General features: G+C 45.6%; 18 protein-coding genes and 4 pseudogenes. 11 read left to right on the top strand and 11 right to left on the bottom strand.

What is annotated here, in order from left to right:
- Positions 1 to 48: 48 nt before the first annotated feature.
- From R70723_RS07270 to R70723_RS07260, 3 genes are read right to left on the bottom strand one after another with little or no spacing between them, the layout of a single operon-like run.
- Complete coding sequence (locus R70723_RS07270; protein WP_039870955.1) at positions 49 to 1,110, bottom strand: FecCD family ABC transporter permease; 1,062 nt, start codon at positions 1,108 to 1,110, stop codon at positions 49 to 51.
- Positions 1,103 to 2,134, bottom strand: coding sequence for a FecCD family ABC transporter permease (locus tag R70723_RS07265; RefSeq protein ID WP_052421212.1), 1,032 nt, complete (start codon positions 2,132 to 2,134; stop codon positions 1,103 to 1,105). Before R70723_RS07265 ends, R70723_RS07270 begins: the two co-directional genes overlap by 8 nt.
- Before the next feature lie 20 nt (positions 2,135 to 2,154).
- Positions 2,155 to 3,186 (bottom strand): ABC transporter substrate-binding protein, encoded by a 1,032-nt coding sequence (locus R70723_RS07260; protein WP_039870954.1) that lies wholly within the window; start codon positions 3,184 to 3,186, stop codon positions 2,155 to 2,157.
- Positions 3,187 to 3,433: 247 nt separating this feature from the next.
- Between R70723_RS07260 and R70723_RS07255 the strand changes: the two genes are divergently transcribed.
- On the top strand, positions 3,434 to 3,904 hold the full coding sequence (locus R70723_RS07255; protein WP_039870952.1) for an NUDIX hydrolase: 471 nt from the start codon (positions 3,434 to 3,436) through the stop codon (positions 3,902 to 3,904).
- Positions 3,905 to 3,974: 70 nt separating this feature from the next.
- Here R70723_RS07255 and R70723_RS07250 read toward each other — a convergent pair whose 3' ends face one another.
- A complete protein-coding gene (locus tag R70723_RS07250; RefSeq protein ID WP_039870950.1) occupies positions 3,975 to 6,719 on the bottom strand; it encodes a glycosyl hydrolase family 95 catalytic domain-containing protein in 2,745 nt (914 codons plus the stop codon).
- A gap of 126 nt (positions 6,720 to 6,845) precedes the next feature.
- On the opposite strand from R70723_RS07250, the gene R70723_RS07245 reads away from it, so the two are divergent.
- From R70723_RS07245 to R70723_RS07200, 10 genes are all read left to right on the top strand, one after another.
- On the top strand, positions 6,846 to 7,739 hold the full coding sequence (locus tag R70723_RS07245; RefSeq protein ID WP_039870946.1) for an AraC family transcriptional regulator: 894 nt from the start codon (positions 6,846 to 6,848) through the stop codon (positions 7,737 to 7,739).
- A 1-nt stretch (position 7,740) separates the two neighbouring features.
- Positions 7,741 to 8,436 carry a response regulator transcription factor gene (locus R70723_RS07240; protein WP_039870944.1) on the top strand — a complete coding sequence of 232 codons (696 nt, stop codon included), beginning with the start codon at positions 7,741 to 7,743 and terminating at the stop codon, positions 8,434 to 8,436.
- 1 nt (position 8,437) lies between these two features.
- The gene (locus R70723_RS07235; RefSeq protein ID WP_039870942.1) at positions 8,438 to 9,493 is read left to right on the top strand and encodes a HAMP domain-containing sensor histidine kinase; all 1,056 of its coding nucleotides are present in this window, start codon (positions 8,438 to 8,440) and stop codon (positions 9,491 to 9,493) included.
- Positions 9,494 to 9,691: 198 nt separating this feature from the next.
- Positions 9,692 to 10,642 carry an ABC transporter ATP-binding protein gene (locus R70723_RS07230; RefSeq protein ID WP_039870939.1) on the top strand — a complete coding sequence of 317 codons (951 nt, stop codon included), beginning with the start codon at positions 9,692 to 9,694 and terminating at the stop codon, positions 10,640 to 10,642.
- Positions 10,642 to 11,358, top strand: a complete 717-nt coding sequence (locus R70723_RS07225; RefSeq protein WP_039870937.1) for a DUF2705 family protein — start codon at positions 10,642 to 10,644, stop codon at positions 11,356 to 11,358. The genes R70723_RS07230 and R70723_RS07225 overlap by 1 nt, the downstream gene beginning before the upstream one ends.
- 137 nt (positions 11,359 to 11,495) lie before the next feature.
- Positions 11,496 to 11,912 carry a VOC family protein gene (locus R70723_RS07220; RefSeq protein ID WP_039870936.1) on the top strand — a complete coding sequence of 139 codons (417 nt, stop codon included), beginning with the start codon at positions 11,496 to 11,498 and terminating at the stop codon, positions 11,910 to 11,912.
- Positions 11,913 to 12,116: 204 nt separating this feature from the next.
- Complete coding sequence (locus R70723_RS07215) at positions 12,117 to 12,647, top strand: sigma-70 family RNA polymerase sigma factor (protein ID WP_052421211.1); 531 nt, start codon at positions 12,117 to 12,119, stop codon at positions 12,645 to 12,647.
- Positions 12,644 to 13,744 (top strand): DUF4179 domain-containing protein, encoded by a 1,101-nt coding sequence (locus tag R70723_RS07210; RefSeq protein WP_039870935.1) that lies wholly within the window; start codon positions 12,644 to 12,646, stop codon positions 13,742 to 13,744. Before R70723_RS07215 ends, R70723_RS07210 begins: the two co-directional genes overlap by 4 nt.
- Before the next feature lie 405 nt (positions 13,745 to 14,149).
- Entirely contained in the window at positions 14,150 to 17,290 is a 3,141-nt protein-coding gene (locus R70723_RS07205; protein WP_081957264.1) for an amidase family protein, read from the top strand.
- Positions 17,291 to 17,476: 186 nt separating this feature from the next.
- Positions 17,477 to 17,854: a hypothetical protein gene (locus R70723_RS07200; RefSeq protein WP_039870933.1), complete on the top strand. Its 378-nt coding sequence runs from the start codon at positions 17,477 to 17,479 to the stop codon at positions 17,852 to 17,854.
- 217 nt (positions 17,855 to 18,071) lie between these two features.
- Here R70723_RS07200 and R70723_RS32795 read toward each other — a convergent pair.
- The 7 genes and pseudogenes from R70723_RS32795 to R70723_RS33940 form a co-directional block, all read right to left on the bottom strand.
- Positions 18,072 to 18,212, bottom strand: a pseudogene (locus R70723_RS32795) (sigma factor-like helix-turn-helix DNA-binding protein); the annotation flags it as partial.
- A 48-nt stretch (positions 18,213 to 18,260) separates the two neighbouring features.
- Complete coding sequence (locus R70723_RS07195; RefSeq protein ID WP_039870932.1) at positions 18,261 to 18,452, bottom strand: hypothetical protein; 192 nt, start codon at positions 18,450 to 18,452, stop codon at positions 18,261 to 18,263.
- A gap of 473 nt (positions 18,453 to 18,925) precedes the next feature.
- Positions 18,926 to 19,185: pseudogene (locus R70723_RS34370) on the bottom strand (sigma factor-like helix-turn-helix DNA-binding protein); the annotation flags it as partial.
- 3 nt (positions 19,186 to 19,188) lie between these two features.
- Positions 19,189 to 19,391: pseudogene (locus R70723_RS34365) on the bottom strand (sigma factor); the annotation flags it as partial.
- A gap of 4 nt (positions 19,392 to 19,395) precedes the next feature.
- Positions 19,396 to 20,001 (bottom strand): ATPase, encoded by a 606-nt coding sequence (locus R70723_RS07185; protein ID WP_039870931.1) that lies wholly within the window; start codon positions 19,999 to 20,001, stop codon positions 19,396 to 19,398.
- Complete coding sequence (locus R70723_RS07180; RefSeq protein WP_179088012.1) at positions 19,994 to 20,170, bottom strand: hypothetical protein; 177 nt, start codon at positions 20,168 to 20,170, stop codon at positions 19,994 to 19,996. The genes R70723_RS07185 and R70723_RS07180 overlap by 8 nt, the downstream gene beginning before the upstream one ends.
- Before the next feature lie 173 nt (positions 20,171 to 20,343).
- Positions 20,344 to 20,715, bottom strand: a pseudogene (locus R70723_RS33940) (sigma factor); the annotation flags it as partial.
- Between the last annotated feature and the right edge of the window lie 58 nt (positions 20,716 to 20,773).

Below are 20,773 nucleotides of genomic sequence, written 5' to 3'. Positions count from 1 at the left end.
ATTCTGCTATTTAAAATAAAAAAACGGCTCATCCGAAGACAAGCCGTTTCAAGCTTTATTGTTCAACAATGATTTGCGTAATAAAAACAGAAAAAAAGGTGCCCCCAGCAGCGTAGTAACCGCCCCCACCGGCAGGCTGGTCTGATGATTCTCCATGCCCGGAAAAGGCAGCCTGAGCGTGATGCTTTGTCCGATCCAATCGGAAGCCAGTAATATTAAGGCTGAGAGCAGAGCACTGGCCGGAAATAGCACCAACGGCTTTCGTCCTACAAGCAGTGAAGCAATATGCGGTCCTATGAGTCCAATAAAGCCTATAGCTCCTACCACAGAAACCGTAGCTGCCGTCAGCCCCGAGGCAATGATCAGCAGCATTACCCTGGACCTGTTTACGTTAAGGCCCAATCCGGTGGCGGCAGCATCCCCTAATTGCAGCAGCTCCGCTTTTTTTGCATACATCATTGACAGCAGCAGGCCAAGGATCGTCCATGGCCAGAGCAAGGTCCAGCTGGACCAGCTTCGTCCATTCAGGGAACCAAACGTCCATAAAAAAATGGTGGACAAGCCTTGCTGACCCTGTAAAAGAAATAGCGAGGTTGCTGACTGTAGTATAGCTGTCACAATCAGGCCGATCAGCGCAAGCCTTGTCCTATTGCCGGCATGTCCGGCATTAAGTGTAACCACCAATAACACTGCCCCCAGTCCGCCAAATAAGGCGATAACAGTAAGCGGTACACCCTTGACGAGAGGATCAGCCGCAAAGGTAAGCCAGAGCACCGCAGACAGCACAGCCCCGGAGGATGCACCTACAAGGCCGGGCTCCACAAGCGGATTGCGCATGACAACCTGGAGGATGGCCCCGGCAGTACCCAGCATCAATCCGGCAGCAATAGCAATTAGAGCACGGGGCAATCTTAAATTCCAGACGATATAACGAAGGTCCTCATCGCTGCCGTGATGAAACAAGGCCTGCATAACCTGCTCAGGCGTCAGTGAAGCTTTACCAAGTCCAATATGCAGGACGAACATCACGGAGATGCCCAGCAGAAGACAAAAACAGGTGCCTTTTATTCTCAGTCCTTGAGCCCCTGCCTTCCCCCTTTTCTTAATCATTACTCCCTCCTCCTTGACGTTTCAAAAAAAGCAGCAGGAACACGCCCCCGCCGAGCAGTGTCGTCCACACTCCGACGGGAATTTCCATAGGATAAAACAACAGCCGCGCAACCGTATCTGCCGTAACTAACAAAACGCCACCCGCCAACACCGCTAACGGCAGGATCTGACGTATATCCGCTGTCCCCAGCAAGGTACGGATGATATGAGGCGCGATCAGGGCGATATACCCAATCGGACCGCATTGGGCAACGGTTATGGCTACCAATCCCGTACACACTCCCAGAACAAGAACGCGTACACGCAGCACCTTAATCCCCAGCCCTGCGGCTGCCTCATCTCCCAGCTGCAGCAAATTAAGTGTGCGGGCAAACATAAAAGCAACAGGGAGTGCGATAAGGGTCCACGGCAGCATAGGCAGGATATGATCCCAGCTGCGGTTAGCCAGCGAACCAAGCAGATAGGTGTAGAGCAGGTTCACGTCATTACTCGTCGCCAGTGCGATCAGAACAATTAGCAATCCATTCAGAATTGCAGACACAGACATGCCGATCAGAAGCATACCTGCCGCCCCCCGGCTCCCCTTTGCCGATAGCACGACGCATAATCCGCCAAGCAGACCTCCACATAAGGCGATTACCGGATGCATAAGAACTGCAACCGGCAAATGCAGCACAGTAACAGCAGCCATGGCAAGCGAGGCGCCCGAAGAAACACCCAGAATCTCAGGTCCTGCCAGCTTGTTATTCATTGCCGCCTGCATAAGCGTGCCTGCAGCACCTAGCATCATCCCGACAAGCAGACCCAGCAGCACACGGGGAATTCTCATCTCCCAGACCACGGTATTCTGCAGATCAGTGCCTGTCCGCTGAAAAAGAATGCCGCCAAGCTCCTGCAGCGTGATTTCCGGCGATCCCGAGCTAATATTGAAGATAGCCACCCCTGTAAGCAGCGAGCACAATATAGCTGCCGGAACAAGAAAACCTCTCCTGCCCGTCCTGCTGATTTGCGGTTCCGTTTGCATCCGAATTCACCTTCTCCTGTTTAAAACAAATCCGGGTACAAGGCTTCCAGCGCTTCATCCAGTAGAATCCCAAGTGAACGGGTTCCACGGCCGTCTCCCCAGATCGGGGAACGGACTTCAATCACGTTCTGTTCCTGAACGGCTTTCAGCTTACTCCATAAAGGCAGCTCCTGCATTTGCTCGGACAAAGCTTTTGTACCCGGGCTGTACGAATAGCTTTCTACAAAAATAACATCAGGGTTCTCTTCCAGCAGCTTTTCTAGTGAATACTGGATACTTCCTTCCCCATAAGGATCTTCCGACGGATCATTCACCTTGAACGGGTAATGGCTAACTTCCTTTAAAACGGAGCCCCCAAGACCGCTATCGGTTACTATTGAAAAATTGATATCGGTTCCGTACATAATCAGCGCTTTTTTATCCTTTGGCGCTTTCTGTTTCGCCTCCTCAAGCTTGCCTAAGAAGCTCTCTGCTGCCGCCTTGGCTTCGTCTGTTCGTCCTGTAAGCCTTCCGATGTCCTCCAGAAGCTTAACGGAATCTGAATATGTTTTGGGTTGAGCCAGATACACAGGTACTGCACCTGCAAGCCCTTCACGCAAGGAATCGTGCACACCAAGCAATCCAATGACCAGATCAGGCTTAACTGTTATAATGTCCTCCAGATTAGGTTCGAAGAAGCTCCCGCCAATGGAAGGAATGGTTGTCCCATGCTCCCCGTAAAATTCCTCTGCCACAGCAATGGTGCGCACGCCGCTCTCTCCGATCGCCACCGGCTCCATTCCAAGCTCAGCCGCTATATCTACACAAAGGGATACCACGCAGGCCACCTTTTCTACCTTTGATTGAAATTCAAGCTGTTCACCTGAAGCATCAATGATTTGCTGCGGTTGAAAAGACCCCTCCGGCGATTCCGTCACAAGTGCCGCGGCTGGCTCCGATTGCTCCGGCTGCTGAAGATTAGCCGTTTGATCCGTAATGGACGAGCTGCATGCAGCCAGCAGAATAACGGTTAACAACATAGAGATTGATAGCAGGATTTTCGTATGCTTCATCGTTTAAATCTCCTTACCTGTAGTTTAATCGTAATAATTACGTTTAAACTATATCAGAAACTTTACGATTTGAATACTTATGTTTTTGCGGCACCAGTGAATGTCCTATACGCTCATTGATTTAAAATAAGTCATTGGTTGGTTCCTTTGCTCTACGAGAGGACAGTTGTATTCCAATATGTGTTAAAATAATATGGGCTGTTTTTCGGGTCCAGATATTCAAAATTCACAGTATCGGGGAGAGTATATGACAGAAGCAACCAATTATATAAAGTGGATTAGAAGCAAAGTTGGACACGACTTAATCTTCCTCAACTTTGCCGGAGGCATTATATGCAATGAGCGTAATGAGGTCTTGCTGCAAAGACGGGGTGACAGTGATCAATGGGGATTTCCAGGAGGTGCAATGGAATTAGGGGAATCTGCCGAAGAAACTGCGATTCGAGAAATCTACGAAGAGACTGGACTTAAAGTCAAAGCAGAGCACCTGATTGGCGTATACACAAAGTATTATCATCAATATTCCAGTGGCGACAGGGCTCAGACCATCTCATTTTTCTTCCAATGTAAACATATTCAAGGAGAACTCACCATTGATGGTAACGAAACTCTGGAGCTGAGATACTTCTCCCACAACGAGCTTCCGCAGTTATTCGCGCAGCAACATCAAGATGCTTATGAAGATTGGCTATCAGGTAAATTCGGAGTATGCCGTTAAGAATGACTACTATTGATGGAAGACAATCATTCAAAAAACCGCCTTGGTGATCAAAGCGGTTTTCTTATTACTAGACCAACCCGCTGCCGTCTCCCGCTTTCTGCAGCCGCCACACAACATCAACCTCTACCCCTACACTAAGGATCAATTGAATATATTCCCCCTGCTCATTCTGTTCCACCTTGGCTTCACTCCCGTTAACCACAGCCTTTGTCCATGGAAGCCCAATCTTTAAGCGGATGATATTATCTTCCCTGAGAGAGTTCAGTGTCACGTGTACGGTTCCTGCGGGCAAATCCCAGGATAATGCCTTAACTTCGGCCCCTGTTCTTGCCATAAGCCCATTGATGGAGCCGGTTTGCCAATCGGAAGGCAAGGCTGGAAGAACCTCTATTTCTCCGGTATTCGAGAATAATAACGCTTCATTGACGGCTGCCACTGTGCCGAAGGAGGTATCCGAACAATAGCAGTTACATCTTCTGTTAGAATCATGATCTGTCATCAAGGAACTGTAGTATCCCGCACCCCTCATCATCGGAAGCAGTGAGGAGAGCACGCCATCACCATTTTTCAGCCTGGCTTGAACCAGCGCCTTATGCATCCAGCCATGCCCTGCGGTATCATCCCCGGTGTTATACTGGTCCCTGTTGGCAATCGCAGTCTTGGCAGCCCGGGCCAGCCCCGGATTGTTCTGCGTTTCATAGCCAGGCCATGCCGCATAGAGATGGCTCAAGTGCCGGTGGTTGTTATTCTCCAGATATTCATTCATGGCCCACTCGCGTAGGGCACCGTCCGAATCGTATTTATAATCCGGCAGCAGCTTAAGCAATGATTCCCATCTGGCTATTGCGTATTCATAGCCTTCTCTCTTCACTGCCTGCTCCATTGCAATGACCATGGATAGGCCATCCCGCGCGGCTGAAATATCCATGGTGGCATTAGCTGTGATCGTGCTGTTATAGCCGATGGGATGATTCTCGGGAGAATACGCCGGAATGATCAGATACTTTTCACCCGGATTCAGTACGGTTTTGCCATGCTGATGGCATGCGTTGCCGTTAATATCCGTGAAGTATTCCGGCGTACAGAGCTGCTCCCAGAAGTTAGCCTGCTTGGTCAGAAGGGGGAGCAGAAGATCCTCCGCAAGATTCAAATACCCTTGTTCTGTAAGCTGCTTGAATTCCTCATCGTCCAGGCCGCCATTATTAACACCTAGAACCGGCTTCAGTTCATCGAACCGCATGTTGCCGTTAATCGGAATCTGCTGGTTTCCGTAACACTGCCAGTACTCATAGATAGGTAAAAGACACCAGCTTGCCCCCGCGTTCCAGTATTCAAACGGATAATCATTGTCATATTCCACGTGCATCCCGCGGTCGCCGTCAGAGTTAACGGATACCTGCAGCGCATCATGCATGCCGTACGCCATCCGCGCATTATATTCAAAATCGGGAATGTTCCTCAAGAAAAAAGTAATATATCCAAGCTGTGCTTGTGTCAAATGGCCCGTATTCATGGCGGCGACCTGCAGATTCACATTGGCATCAAGCGTATAAATCCCGCGCCAGCCAGGATTCCATTCCCCCGTCCACATTCCATACAAGCGCGGCGCGCTTGCACCGCTGCAGCAGATCATGGCATACCTCCCCTGGTTGTACACCTGCTCCATAAAAGCATGATTAACTCTTTGCGGAGTTGCTTGCTGCGCATGGATTAAGGCCAGGTTATCTGCGTCCTTATCCTGCCCGTCGCCTTCAATGCTGAAGCTTACTGCGTTAAACTCGGCTGAATGCTTCTCCGTATGGGCAGCAAGAGCCGCATCATAATCGAACCGGCCGCCCGGAGCCGAATATTTTTGCACAACTGCATTCGTATCTTGGAAGAGCTGATCTACAATATCGTATTGTGTCATTGCGGAGAAATCTTCTATTCTCCCCATAGAATGCGTTCTGCTAGAGCGTGTAATGAGATATACGGCATCGGCATCCTTAACCTGAATCGCAGGGGTTGCTGTCCCGGACACGTTCATCGGTTCAAGGCTGCTGTCGGCCAACAATACTTTTTCCTTTGTACCGTTAACCACAACAACCCGGGTCAAGCCTGCGTATCCCCCATAGGCCAGCTCGCTTCCCGGATAGGACGGGTAATGAACGACTTGCGCCAGATAATCCGCGTTAGAATCCGCCAGCTGTTTATATTGCAGCGCCTTCAAATCGTTAGGGCCGGCATACGCCCCGCTCAAAGCGGAAATATCATCGATGGAGAGGGTCAAGTGAATCCTGGCCCCTGTAGAGGATGCAGTAATCTGCGTTATCGAAACATTATCCTCCCTGGAGGTAAAGGATGTGCGGACCCACTCCCCATTCTCATCACTGTAGCGCACTCCCGTCTCTGCCGTTTCATAGTTCGTCCATCTCTCATAACCGGAAAAACTTTCTTTATCAGGTATGTTAACTCTGAGCTGATGTCCCGGATGGTAGCTGTAGTAAAAGGTTCTTTTCCTCGTCCCGCCGGTCTCATCTGTAATCTTCCAGCTATCATTTTGGGCGAGGACGTTCTGCCGGGCATCCGGAAGTTGAGCGGTTAACTCCTTCGGAATGACTCTGGGGTCCATGGAAGGAAAGTTAAACCACATGTACTGAAAAATAAAGCTGTCCGAGTACGGCGAGCCGGAGGTGATATACCCGTTCTCCCCGTTTCCGCTGATCATGCCCTCCCGCCACGCATTACCGGGATGGACAGCAGGAACCTCTGTATACGTGTTAGCGTAATTTCCTTTTCGATACATACGTCTTGTGCCTGGTATTTTTGTCATCTGGTATCCTCCTGAATGGATAGGGCTGAATGCAAAATAATTATATCAATGGGGGGTTAGATTCGGTATCCTTAGAGATGACAAGGGAGCCGGAGAGATGTCGCATTTTTACAGGAGGGAACGTCTATGGGCATAAAATTACCGAGCATCAACATTGATAATATGGATATCAAGCTGAACCTTGAAGGCCTTGTGCTGAACGTACTGTATGTCAAGTTCGGCTATTTCTATAGGCCCATGCCTGAGCACAGCCACAGCCACAACAGCTATGAGCTTCATTATATTCCGGCAGGCCAAGGCATTCTGTATGCGCAGGGGAAACGTTATGCTATCACACCTGGCACGATATATGTGACCGGACCGGATGTAGTTCATGAACAGCTCCCTCTCCCGGAGGATCCGATGGCGGAATATTGCATCTTTTTTGAGATTTTGCCAGACAACTCCGTTCTCCCGCCAGTCAAGCGAACCTTCGTGAAGGAGCCGGCTCTTCCAGAGCTGCTGATGTCCACTCCCTTCTGGATCGGACTGGACAGCGGAAAGATGCTCGGATTATTTGAAATGCTTGCGGATGAGCTCTCTCTGGAGCAAGCCGGCGTTCATCATATGGCAACTAACATACTTGAGATGATTGTGATCCAATGGATAAGACAATATAGAAAGAATCCCGCGTCCACCCAATCCCTTCCGCTAAAGACCCTTGACGACAGCAGACTGCTGATAATTGAAAACAGTTTCCTGTACCATTATGATTCCATTACGCTGAAGCAGCTTGCTGACCAGCTGGGGCTAAGCACCAGACAGACGGAGCGGATGGTATATAAGCAATACGGCAAGGCCTTTACAGATAAGAAACTGCAGGCACGAATGGGCGCCGCTTCACGTCTGCTGCTCACAACAGACACTTCGGTTAGCAGAATTGCCGCCCAAGTGGGGTACACCACACCGGAACAATTCAGTAATGCGTTCAAAAAATATTTTGGGATGACGGCTACCGGGTATAGGAGCTTGGAGGTATAAGATGTCAAAAACAATATTAGTTGTAGACGACGATAATGAAATCGTAAAACTCATCACAAAGAGCTTAAGGTACGAGCAATTTGCAATAATTCCGGCATACTCCGGAAAAGAAGCCTTAGCTGCATTGGAAGAAAACCAGATTGATTTCATCGTTCTGGATATCGTAATGCCCGATATGGACGGACATGATGTTTGCAGAAGCATCCGGCAATCTTATAATGTTCCGATCCTGTTTTTAAGTGCACGTGATAAGGACATTGATAAAATCGTCGGCCTCGAAATAGGAGCAGATGATTATATGACTAAACCCTTCAGTATTCAGGAGCTTGCCTCCAGGATAAAGGCCCACTTCAGAAAAGTGGACAGGCTGTATAAAGAGTGGGAAGTGCTTAATCCCGGTAACGAAAAGGCGGCGGCTCCGCTCATTTTGAACGATAAAACGTTTGAAGCCTTTCTGCATGGCAGGAAGCTCGACTTATCTACGAAGGAATTTCAAATCTTATCAGTTCTGATGCGTCACAACAATCAGGTATTGACTCGTGAGCAGATCTATGAAAACGTCTGGGGAGATGAATATGGAGAAATAAATACTGTAACGGTTCATATTAAAAATATCCGTAAGAAGCTGGGTACTGAATTTAACTTTATCAAAACCATATGGGGCATAGGATATAAATATACGGAAAGAGAGCAATAGTATGAAACTGAAAATAAAGCTCCCCCTCTTATTCCTGCTGATGCTGCTGATTCTTATGTTTTCCATTGGATTGTACTTAAAGTTTGTCTTTGCCGTATATTCCCCTATACCCGGCACCTTGCTGGACTCACGATATATAGCATTGCTTCTGCCCATTTTCGCCATTGCGCTTTTTATATTCACTATTCTGATCATTTATATTTATTTTTTCATAGAAAAGCCCATTCGGCGCCTGAATACCCGGCTGGGAGAAGTAAATGTTGTCCATCCTCTGCCTCCGCTGGCTTCGGCGAGGAATGACGAGATCGGAGAGCTCTATAAGCACTTCAATAAAATGGAGCATAGACTTCAACTCGTCCACAGGGAGCAAACCGATATGATCGCAGCCATCGCCCACGATTTGAAAACACCCCTGACCTCCATTAACGGTTTTACTGAACTGCTGGCTGCACATAAGGACTTACCTGAAACGGAAAAGCAGGAATATTATGAATTGATTCAAAGGAAGTCAGCATATATGGTCGAGCTCATCAATGATTTCTCCAGCTTCACCAAAGAAAAACTGGAGCTGGAATCCATGGTAGCTGCACCTGTACAAGCATCTCCATTATTTGCACAAATTGCTTTTGAATATGAGTACGAGCTGGCAGGAATGGATATCCGGCTGACTTGCCGCCATTCATTCACGGACGATATCCGGCTGATGATCAATGAACCGATGATCCGCCGGGTGTTCGGCAACCTCTTTAGCAATGCCGTTAGATATGGGGGGAAAAATGAGCTGAAGGTGTATATGAACGGATACCCGCAAGGCCATTATGCATACTTCCAAATCGAGGATAATGGAGTCGGAGTGCCGGATAAGGATATTTCTTCTCTGTTCCTTAAGTTTTTCACTGTGGATAAATCACGGCAAATCCAAAAGGGCGGTCTGGGGCTGGGGCTTGCAAGCTGTAAATCTATTATTGAACATCACGGGGGCGAAATTGCTGCCTACGCCTCCGAATATGGCGGTTTGGGGATCAGGTTCAGCCTCCCCCTGGCGGCATATCGCTGATTTATTATTTCCTTTCTTCTTTCTGCAGCAAAGGTAAAGGCTGCTGCCTGGGTGTTCACACCCGGCAGCAGCCTTTTTTTGCGTTTATAGTTTTTTATATCCTCTTTATAAACCTTTATTTTTCTTTTAAAGCAGCTTTATCTTTGAATGTAAAAATGATTGTAGTACTTAGGAATTAACGTGAAGGAGTTAAAGGCTATGCGAATGTTATCAAAGAATAAGAGTGCCGGAACGCCCGCTATACAAATTGACGGGGTGCACAAAAGATTTGGCGACTATACCGTTTTAGACAATCTTTCACTGGAGGTGCACCGGGGAGAAATATTCGGATTTCTGGGACTGAATGGTGCCGGGAAGACAACGACTATTAAGCTGCTCCTGGCGATGCTGAGGCCAACCTCCGGTAAGCTCTATATGCTAGGCGAAAAGGTCGATTCCGGAAATTATAAATTATGGAGCAGCGTTGGATATCTGGAGGAGGCTACTTTTTATCCTGATCTGACTGTATTTGAGAATCTTGACATCGCAAGGCGCATGCAAGGGGTGCCTGACAAAGATTCCATTAATCAGGTTATCTATAAGCTGGGACTTGAGCCGCACCAAAAGAAGAAGGCAAAGCATCTCTCTTTAGGTAACAAACAACGCCTGGGACTTGCAAAGGCGATGCTTCACAATCCGCAAATTCTAATCTTGGATGAGCCGATCAACGGCCTTGATCCCGCAGGCGTGGCGGAGATACGGGATATGTTATATAACTTGGCGAAAAATTTCGGCGTAACTATTTTTATATCCAGCCATCTGTTAGAAGAGCTCTCTAAAGTGTCCACACGCATTGGAATTATTCATGGTGGCCAGCTTGTAAAGGAAGTCGCAATGGATAAACTGGAGCAATCCTTACAGAAAAGCTTAGTGGTGAATGGCCGGAACAAATACGCCTTAAAGAAGGTGCTTGAAGAGCATGGCCATGCATGTGAAGAGACCTTAGACGGCTATATTAAACTAACCGATGACCACGCAGCGGATAATCCTGAACGGATAGCTGAGCTGCTGGTGAAATGCAATCAGCCGCCAACCTCGCTTCGGGTGATTACGGAGGATTTGGAAGGCTATTTTCTTCGCACCATTGGTATGACCAGGGGGAATAAATAATGAATATTTTTTCTGTTTTACATTGTGAGACCCGCAAGATTATCCGCGCCAATGTGTTTTGGCTGATGTTTCTGGTTTTAGGCTTTGGGCCCGTCATGATGGGGATTGGAATTGTATTATCCGGTGACGCCGGCGGTATCCAGTGGGAACAGTATTTAACCGAATTGCTTGATACGCTTGCCCCGCTTGGTCTTATAGGATATACCTTTATCGCGGCATGGGTATTTGGACGGGAGTTTTCAGATAGAACCATTAAAGACCTGCTTGCAAAGCCCGTTTCCAGACCGAAAATAGTGCTGTCCAAATATCTTGTCATTCTGGCATGGTGCCTGCTACTTTCTATCTATATGTTTGCCATCGGCTTTGCCGTAGGGGCTATCCTGGGAGTTGAAGGCGGGTCAGCCTCCTTGCTTTGGAATTTCTTCTTCAGGTTCCTTATAACCTCACTGTTGTACATCTTTGTTACCACGCCAGGCACTCTTTTGGCCAATGTGACCAGGGGATACCTGGCGCCACTGGGACTCATCCTGATCATCGTCATTCTCTCCAGTGTTTTGGCTTCCTTTGGATTTGCTCCCTATTTCCCATGGACCATCCCGTCAGTATTTCAAAGCACCGGTTCTTTAAAGCTGAGCAGTATAATAATTCTTGCGTATACGGGAATAGCCGGAATAGCCGGAACATTTGCCTGGTGGAGATTTGCCGAGCAGAGATAAATATACTGTACAACCTTTCCGTTCATGACCATACTGGTACCCAACCAGAAACCGGCTTACGTGCAGCTCTGGTATGTTGAGAGGCTCGTTGATATACTGGGTTTGTAACAAACCAATTGATGATGAGGTGTTTAAAAATGGCATTAACGTCCACATTCACGAGCATCAATCTGCCGGTAAACAACGTAGAACAATCGAAGGTGTTCTTCACCGGGCTCGGGTTCGGGCTCAACCCGCAATTCCCCGATAATGAGGACTCGGTAGCCATCATAATCGGCGATAACCTGCAGGTCATGCTGCTCACCAAAGAAATTTTAAAATCGCTCACGCAGAAGGAAACCGTTGATACGGAAAAGTATGCGCAAATGACGATCGCACTGGCCCTCGAGAGCCGGGAAAAGGTAGATGAAATCGTGAATACCGCGGTCTCCCTGGGCGGGAAATCGTACGAAGAGCCTGAGGATTACGGCTTCATGTATCATTGGGCCTTCGAGGACTTGGACGGCCATATGTGGGCAATCAATTACATGAACGCGGATGCAGCTCAAGGTTAGGGATTAACAGAGAGCGCAATCCTCCTTCAGTTAATACGGGAAGACGCCGGGCACGATTTCCGGCGTCTTTTTTGCCTTTTCTGACATTTAGTGATCTTAATAAAAGAATACAAATGTAACCTTTTCCCCTTCCCGTACATCTAATCAGCAGAAACGGCGATAACGAATGAATAACAAGACCTTATAGAGAATGGAGGCTGACGGTTGGATATCGATCAAGAGGAACAAGTCAGGCGTGCGCAGGAAGGAGACGAGGAAGCTTTCATCCATCTTGTGAAAGGGCTGGAACTGCAAATGTACAATGTGGCGAAATCAATTGTGAAGAAGGATGAGGATTGTGCAGACGCAATGCAGGACACAGTATTAAAAGCTTACAAGGCCATTTCAACGCTGCACAGCCCCTGTTTTTTCAAAACATGGCTGTTTCGTATTTTGATCAACGAATGCAATCTGATTTTACGTAAGCGTGCACAGAATATCATTATGGCTAACCTTCCCCAGAGGCAAATGGTTTCCGCCAAAGTTGAAGCTCTCGACCTTCGCGAAGCCGTCTACCGGCTGGAGGAAGTGTCGCGGACGATCATTATCCTGCATTATTTTCAGGATCTACCGCTGCAGCAGATTGCAGACATCCTGGAGATGTCCGAGAGCGCAGTAAAGACACGGCTGCACAGGGCAAGGAAAACGTTATATGGTTGGCTTGCAGACCCCGCAGAAAGAAAGGTGAACGCATGAGTAATCCGGAATTTGAGCTTGAGCTGGAAATTCTGAAAGAGCAGAGGATTGAAGAGATGCCGGAAGCAGTACGCGCCCGTATGGAGCAAACCTATCAAATGCTGAGCAGCATGCCCCCGAAGCCTCTCCCTGTCCAGAAAAAAAGCCGCTGGCTGCGGAAGGTTATAATTACAACGGCAAGTGTGGCGGCTGCAGGCATTCTTTTCATCAGTTTGGGATTCATTTCACCTGCAATGGCAGAAACCTTGAAGCAGATTCCCTTTGTAGACAGCGTATTCCGGTTGGCGGGAGACCTCGGGCTGCAAAATGCGAATGAAAAAGGGATGACCGCCGCTGTCCACCAGACGGTTACCCATCAAGGAGTAACGCTTAGTGTGTCCGAACTGATGTATGACGGGAGCCGCTTATCTCTGGTATTGACCCGTGGTATGCCTGAGGATACGAATGATACTTTTTATGAGTTGTGGGGGAACGAGCAAAGTCCGGAGGGGTTTGTGAACAACATCGACTTTTTTATCAACGGCGAACCGGTAAATACCAGCTGGGGACTCTCCTCCGGCGGAGAGCAGGCCCCTGACTCCCTCATTGTCACCACCTTTGAATCGGTAGAGATGCCTGACGAGTTCGATTTTTCCATGAAGGTCAGACTAGCAAAGCTTAATCAGGATTTCGAATTCAATATTCCGGTGAAAAAGAATACTGCGAACAGTATTGTACTGACCCCGGCAGAGGCGAAGACACACGATCATATCCACATGAGAATTAAGCGAATCGAGCTTAGCGAAACGTCGACCCGCTTGGTTGTCGAGATTAAGGGAGAGCCTGGAGAAGGCATTCGGGAGCTTCAGCAAAAAATTCCGGATAAATATAAAGTTTCAGGATTCCTTAATATTGATTTTGATCTTACCGATGAGCAGGGGCGAATCCCGGCATTCATCGGTGGCAGCAGTTCGGGTGAAGGAGATTCTTTATCCTATACATCCATGTTTGAGCCGATGGAGACCACGCCGAACACGGTCACCGTAAAGCCGTATATCCGCTCCAGAGAGAATAAAATATATATTCCTGAGCTTGAGTTTATAGTGCCGGTACAATAGCAGACTGGCAAACGTTCTATCAGCCCGATTAAAGTTAAAAACAGATTTTTTTCATGTGAGCCCTTGAAAAGGGCTCTTTTTAGTATTCAGAAATCCCACCAACACCGAACGTCAGTTATAACACAGCTGCAGCCTATGACGTCGTTCCCGGTCTGACTGCCGCAATAGGCTGGTTTTCTCACTGTACTATCCCTCAACACTCCTGACACGAATGTATCTTAATATGTAATATTAACAGCATGTATTCTACCATTTTTTTATATTTTATATTGAATATAGCAGTTTATTTTTATGAAAAGCCTATAATTATATTATTTTTATAATATTAATTGACTTAATAGATTACCAATGTTATATTCCCTAACATAATTTAAAAACATACATATGGAAAAGGAGATTACCCAAATGAGTAAGTTGAAACGTCTACGTAAAACTAAAAGCAATCATTTTGATTCTACCCGATCCGGATATTCTCCCGAAAAAAAGAATTGGAGTAAAAAGCAAGTCCTAGCTACTTCCATCGCGTTATCCGTTATTGCTTCCGGAGTCATCCCGCTTCAAACAGCCGATGCTTTAACTAGAGTCACTTCAGAGAGTGGCACCGTATGGGAGATTCACGATGTATTTGCTCCCAGTTTAGACACAGGAAGTTTACGCACAGTTGGAGCTACACAAGTACAGGGCTTCGGTAATATTTTTGTAAAAGTGTCCTCTCCTACAGCTTCACTGATGAATGGTCAAATGATGCGCGGGTTTGACTTGAAATTCGATGGCGTTAATACTTTCACTTCAGCTCAATCTGTAAATCTGGGAAATGTAACTGTTACTAGAGCGGTGTATGTCGATACAAAAAATAATAGAACGAGATTCTTTGATACCTTCACTAATGTTAATACGGAAGTTGTAAAGGTCGATGTATCTTTCGGTGGCTCTTTGGGCTATGGTACAGCGGCAAATGCTTCAGTAGTAAAGGCAACCTACTCAAATGATCTGGAGGTAACTACAGATGATTCATGGATTGTTGTAGACAGCAGTGCCAGAAACAATAAACCATTTGGTATTGCGGTTGGATCTCCATATCCATTCAATAATGGATTGACCGGTCTGGGTAATCAGCAAAAGGATCCATTCACAACACCATTAGCTAAGTCTGGAAATGATGCAAATTTCTACGGGTTCATTAATACATTAAATATTGGACCGGGCGAGTCGAAATCCCTGGTACATTATGTACAAGTTGGAGAAGCCGGTGAAGAAGGGCTGAACAATCTGGTTACCATGCTGAATGGACTTAATAGCCAGCTGGATGTATCCGGATTAACCAACGCACAAATTCGTTCAATCAGTAACTGGGATATATCCGGTATAGAGGGACTTGATACTGGAGATAGCCTGGTTATTCCAAATGCTCCTGCAGCCAAAGCATTAGTAACTTCATCCCCATATGATGTTACCAATAAATCAATTGCAGAAATGCAGCAGGACATGATGAATGGTAAAACGACTTCTGTCCAGATTACTCAAGCTTATTTAGATAGAATTACAGCTTACGATGAAGGTCAAATGGGATTGCATTCCTTCCTGCATGTATCTGAAACTGCGCTAACCCAGGCAAAAGCTGCTGACGATGCCCGGGCACAAGGCGCAAAAGGTGATCTGCTAGGTATTCCAATTGCCATTAAAGATATATATGATACGAAAGATATGCCGACTACAGGCGGTACAAAAGCCCTCGAAGGCTGGCAGCCTGATTCTGACGCCTTCCAGGTTGCTAAACTAAGAGAAGCCGGAGCTGTAATTATTGGTAAGACAAATACCTCCGAATTCGCTAATAGCGGAAGCTTTAGTGAAAGCGGCTGGATGCAAACCTGGAATGCGCTATATCCATCCAAAACCTCTTTTGGCTCCAGTGGAGGATCAGCAGTGTCTGTCGCAGCTGATTTCGCAGCAGCAGCAATGGGATCACAGACAGGGGTATCTCTGTACGCCCCATCAACAGGCGCAAGCTTAACCAATTTCCGAGGTACAGACGGTATAGCAAGTGTTACTGGTGTAATGCCGCTCACTTGGGGACAGGATTATGCAGGTCCTATTGCTAAAACCGTAACGGACCTGGCTATGATTTTAAATGCTACAACGGGTACAGATCCAAAGGATATCTTTACAGTGACTGCCGATGCTGATAATAAACGTCCAGCCGACTGGAAGGAAGCCTTGGATTCTGAAGCATTGCAAGGTAAGAAAATCGGATACATTCCTGCATCCTTTGTATCTACGTTTGCCGATGATGATACCGGACAAGCCGTAATGGATAAGTTCTCAGAGCTTCAAGCAGCGGGTGCGACAATGGTTGAAATGTCAGCACTACCATCAGCTCCTAGCCGTCCTTCTGGCATTAATGGATCTACTGAAGGCTGGGCACGCTATATTGAGCTTCATGAAGATTTCCCTTACATGGATGGAGCAAGTGTACTGGCTTCAGATAAGGTGCTTATCTATAATCAAAGAGGATATAACCAACCTACGCGCATGACTGAACAGGCTGTTCAAGATTATATCAAGTATAGAACGGATTATAAGGAAGTTATCAGACAGTGGATGGACGATAACAAAGTTGATGCCGTTGTTTACGCAGGCTTTATTAGCGACGTATATAATAATGACGCAGCGGCTTCTCAATTAAGCTCTGACCGTGGAACGGGCGTACTAACTTCTACTGTTGGATTGCCTACGGTAGTAGTTCCTGTAGGGACGAATGACAGCGGATATTCTATCTCTATGCAGCTTGTTGGCAGAGCATGGGATGATGCGGAAATTCTCGGGATGGGTTATGCCCTTGAGCAGCAGAGTAAAGCCAGAATACTTACAACCTTTGCTCCGGCACTTCAATATGTTTCAAACTCTACTAATCCAGATCCAGGCGTAGATAATGGAACAACCAACCCGGCTCCAGGTACTGGAGTAGGCACAGTTACTCCTCCAGCAACAACAACGCCTGTAGAAACACCAGCACCTCAGCCGGAAGTCGTTAGTTTCGCAGATACACTGAATCACTGGGCACGTGCAGGCATTGACACACTTATTGCCAAGGGATTACTGACGGGTTATGCCGATGGTACCTTCCGTCCAAATGCAGGTTTGACCCGTGCTGAAGCCATCAAGGTAATTACAACTCACATGGGACTTGAAGGACAAGCAAGTAACTTTACAGATGTATCTTCAACGCATTGGGCGAATAAGTATATTGGTGCAGCTGCCGGATCAGGCTTGATGAACGGATATAGTGATGGAAGCTTCCGTCCAGACCAGAAGATTAGCCGCAGTGAATTAGCTGCGCTGATCACTAGAGCTTTTAAATTAACCGGTACAGGAAATGCATCCTTCACAGATGTTAACAGAAACGCATGGTACTATGATTCCATCGATGCACTCGCATCCAATAAGATTATTACCGGATACGCAGACAATACATTTAAGCCTGAAAAAGATATTACTCGAGCTGAGTTTGCTACGATTGTTTCCAGGTTGCTGGAGACTGCGAAGTAAAAAAAGTATAAAAGGCCATCCCGAAAAGGATGGCCTTTTATACTTTTCGATACATATAGTGCAGCTAATCAGTAACTATAAATGTGCGAATTCTTTAATCACCTGTGAAGAGAATTTTGTTAATAGACAACATATTTGTTTTCCCTTAGAATAAGTGAAAAAATTAAATGACAGGGGTCTAAGCGTATGACTCTAACGGTTAGCTTAACTGGTAAGGAAAATGTAGAAGATATAGTCACAGATGCTTTAGAAAAGCAGGTTCCATCGCCTCATAATGATCTATTTGGCGTTGAGTCGTGCAGAAAAACACTCTGGGGAAATGATTTGATTATTGAGCTTGGATGTGAGTTGATACCTATTTTAAAAACACATGATATTATTGTATACGATGAATATGTTGAAAAACTGAGACGTGAGTTTCTCATTTTGCTTGATAATTTAGATCATATTAGCCTACATACAAATTATAGAAAAGACTACATTGAATTTAGAGTGAACAACGCTTTAGAACTAATAAAAATAGCACTTAACAACTTAGATAAAGTTGGAGTTTGGATTGGCTAGTTACTAAATTACCTCATCCAATGATAACAACAGCATCATTATGCTGAAAAGCAGTGGGTAGTTCTTCTGTTATCTCGATCTTACCCATACTATATTCTCTAATGGTTTGCCCCTCATTTGTCTTATATACTATATATGTTCCATTTGAGTTTTTCTAAGATAAACAACCTGTAAGACTGAGACCTTTAAGATCTCTTTCCTACAGGCTACTTATTAGCTACCGCTTAGCCTTATAAAACTCATTGTAAAGCTTCATCAGCGCCCTTTTTTCTATCCGCGACTCATACCCCCGGCTAATGCCGAGATCTTTAGCAATCTCCAGCTGCGTCCTTTCTGAGCCGCCTGCATTGGACTGAAAAATCCGCATAATATCTGCTTATTGCAAACGGACCATTATAATATTCAATTACCACTTAAAAATCAATTGAAAAATGGCTAATAATGCCCCAATGATAATTACAGTACTACAAAAACGCACAAAAATGCGGCCTTCTTTGGTATATTCTTTTCCATATATATTCTTTTTCGATGGCTTTATTAACTCTTTTATAGAAATTATTAAGAATAAAATTGCAGCAATCCACCAAAATAGAGCCATCTTCATCAACCTCATTTATTTAATATGATTAAGATCCAGAACTATTATCGAAATCCGGATCTATTACTATCTAAATTTAATTAATACACATCTACGACTGTTGATGCTAAATCTGCAGCATCGCCTAACTAACCTACCGTTCTTTGCACCATCTTTGATTGAATTTAACTAATTAGCGCCATCATTGCATATTTGATTATGTCTGTACACGGCCTCGAAGAGGCTGACAGTTGTACCGCCGGGTTGCCATTTACATTATATCCATACCGTTCATTACCCTCTGAATTGGAAATGATATACACTAAAGATATGAGTACACTTTCATCTGCTTATCCTCTTATTTCTTCCCCCTTAAACCTTGTCCTTGGTTTACCTGCAAGCCTTTACCCCCAAATATTGTTTCTATAGACGCAACAAATCTAAAACAAAAAACAACTCATCAGTAGATAAGTTGCTTATATAACACTATTTTATCAGCACAGCGTTGTTCTCATCCTCTCTATCCGCGACACGTAGCTGCGACTTATACCCAGATCCTTCGCAATCTCCCGCTGCGTCCGTTCCTCCCCTCAGTGTCCAACCCAAACCGTCCCACCACTACTTCCTTTTCGCGTTCATCGAGAATATCCAGGTTTCGGTAGATCTTGCTCTTCTCAATCTTCAGTTCCACTTCTTTAATCACATCGTCGGTTTCAGAGCCGAGGATATCAATCAGGGTGATCTCGTTTCCTTCCATCTCATTCTCGATACATCTGGCTGCGAACGTTGCGAGCTTTTTGCCCGTGTAGGGCGGTAACTTTCAATCGCCTTAATCAACCCGATCGTGCCGATGGAGATCAAATCCTCCATGTCTTCACCTGTATTGTCGAATTTTTTGAGGTTATGACCACGATACGTTGTCAAAAAAACAAACCAATTACGATCGTTTCGGATTCGAATTGGTTTACTCTTGTGTTTTATATTTAATTTGTAGTTTCCGATTAATTTCCTGTGTCCATTCAGGCAATTCATTTATATAATATTTAATCCCGCTTTTATCTGTTTCAAGAACAAACTCCCCATCAGCTTTACTATTATCAACAACAATTAATTGATCAATCAGATCTAAGTGAGATAACAGATTATTCATACTGGTTACATCGCGTCTAATAATATCATCGGTTTCAATATGATGACCACCATTCTTCACTCGCAAAGCAACACGTTCAATATTTAGCCGAACATCTCCTAGGCCAACATAGAACATGATGATTTCAAAGCCTTGCTCCTTTGCGTCTATCATCTGCCTTATAACGTTACCACCGGCTAAAGTAGTTTCCACGGTGAAGTCCCACTTATTACGGATGCATTCCCTGGCTATTCTGATAGCTTCTTTTCCAGCAGATACTTTACTTTTTTCAGGATCAATATTATTGATCTTGCGGGCTAGCGCATCTGGATCAATATTCACACTGACTCCAAGCCGGTCAACAATCAAGTTGCGGATTGTGCTCTTTCCGCTTCCATTATTGCCTGCAAATACAAACATAGTCGCCTTTGTCTTACTCATGGATGAAATCCTGTTCATTCATCTTCTCGATCTTCCCCGTACTATATTCTCTAACAAATTGTCCCTCATTTGTCTTATATACTATATAGGTTCCATTTGCTTTAGCATCCAATTTGGCACGGTCGCCTGTTAGTCTGATCAGCTTGGCAAGGTCCTGCGTAATATTCATCAATATAGAAACACCTCATTTCCGCTTATAGTTCGAGTATACCACAGCAAAGCATAATTTAATTTATATCAGCTTAAAGCATGGTGTATAGAATCTAATCATTGATTATAAAAAACAAAAAAACTGTAGGAATGAGACCTTTAATGTCTCATTCCTACAGGCAATTACCTCGCTCACCGCTTCGCCTTATAAAACTCATGATAAAGCTTCATCAGCGCCCTTTTTTCAATTCTCAAAACATAACTCCGGCTAATGCCGAGGTCTTTGGCAATCTATCGCTGCGTCCGTCTCCGAGCCGAGGATATCGATCAACGTTATCTCGTTCCCCTCTTTGTCCGTCCCAATCGGATCGTGGAGAGATACATCTTTCCGCGTTTTTTCAACGAGCGGAGATGCATCAAGATTTCATTTTCAATACATCGTGCAGCAAAAGTGGCAAGCTTCGTTCCCTTGTTAGGGCGGTAGCTCTCAATCGCCTTGATCAACCCTATGGTGCCAATGGAGATCATATCCTCCATATTCTCTCCGGTGTTTTCGTTTTTTTGAGGTTGTGGACACGATATGATGTCAGTTGTTCTGTACAGTTCCTTCTAAATATCCTCA

Origin of the sequence: Paenibacillus sp. FSL R7-0273, from assembly GCF_000758625.1 — a bacterium.
Taxonomy (GTDB): Bacteria; Bacillota; Bacilli; order Paenibacillales; family Paenibacillaceae; genus Paenibacillus_AQ.
The sequence above is the reverse complement of the archived record's forward strand: the minus strand, read 5'-3'. Positions and strand labels throughout refer to the sequence as shown.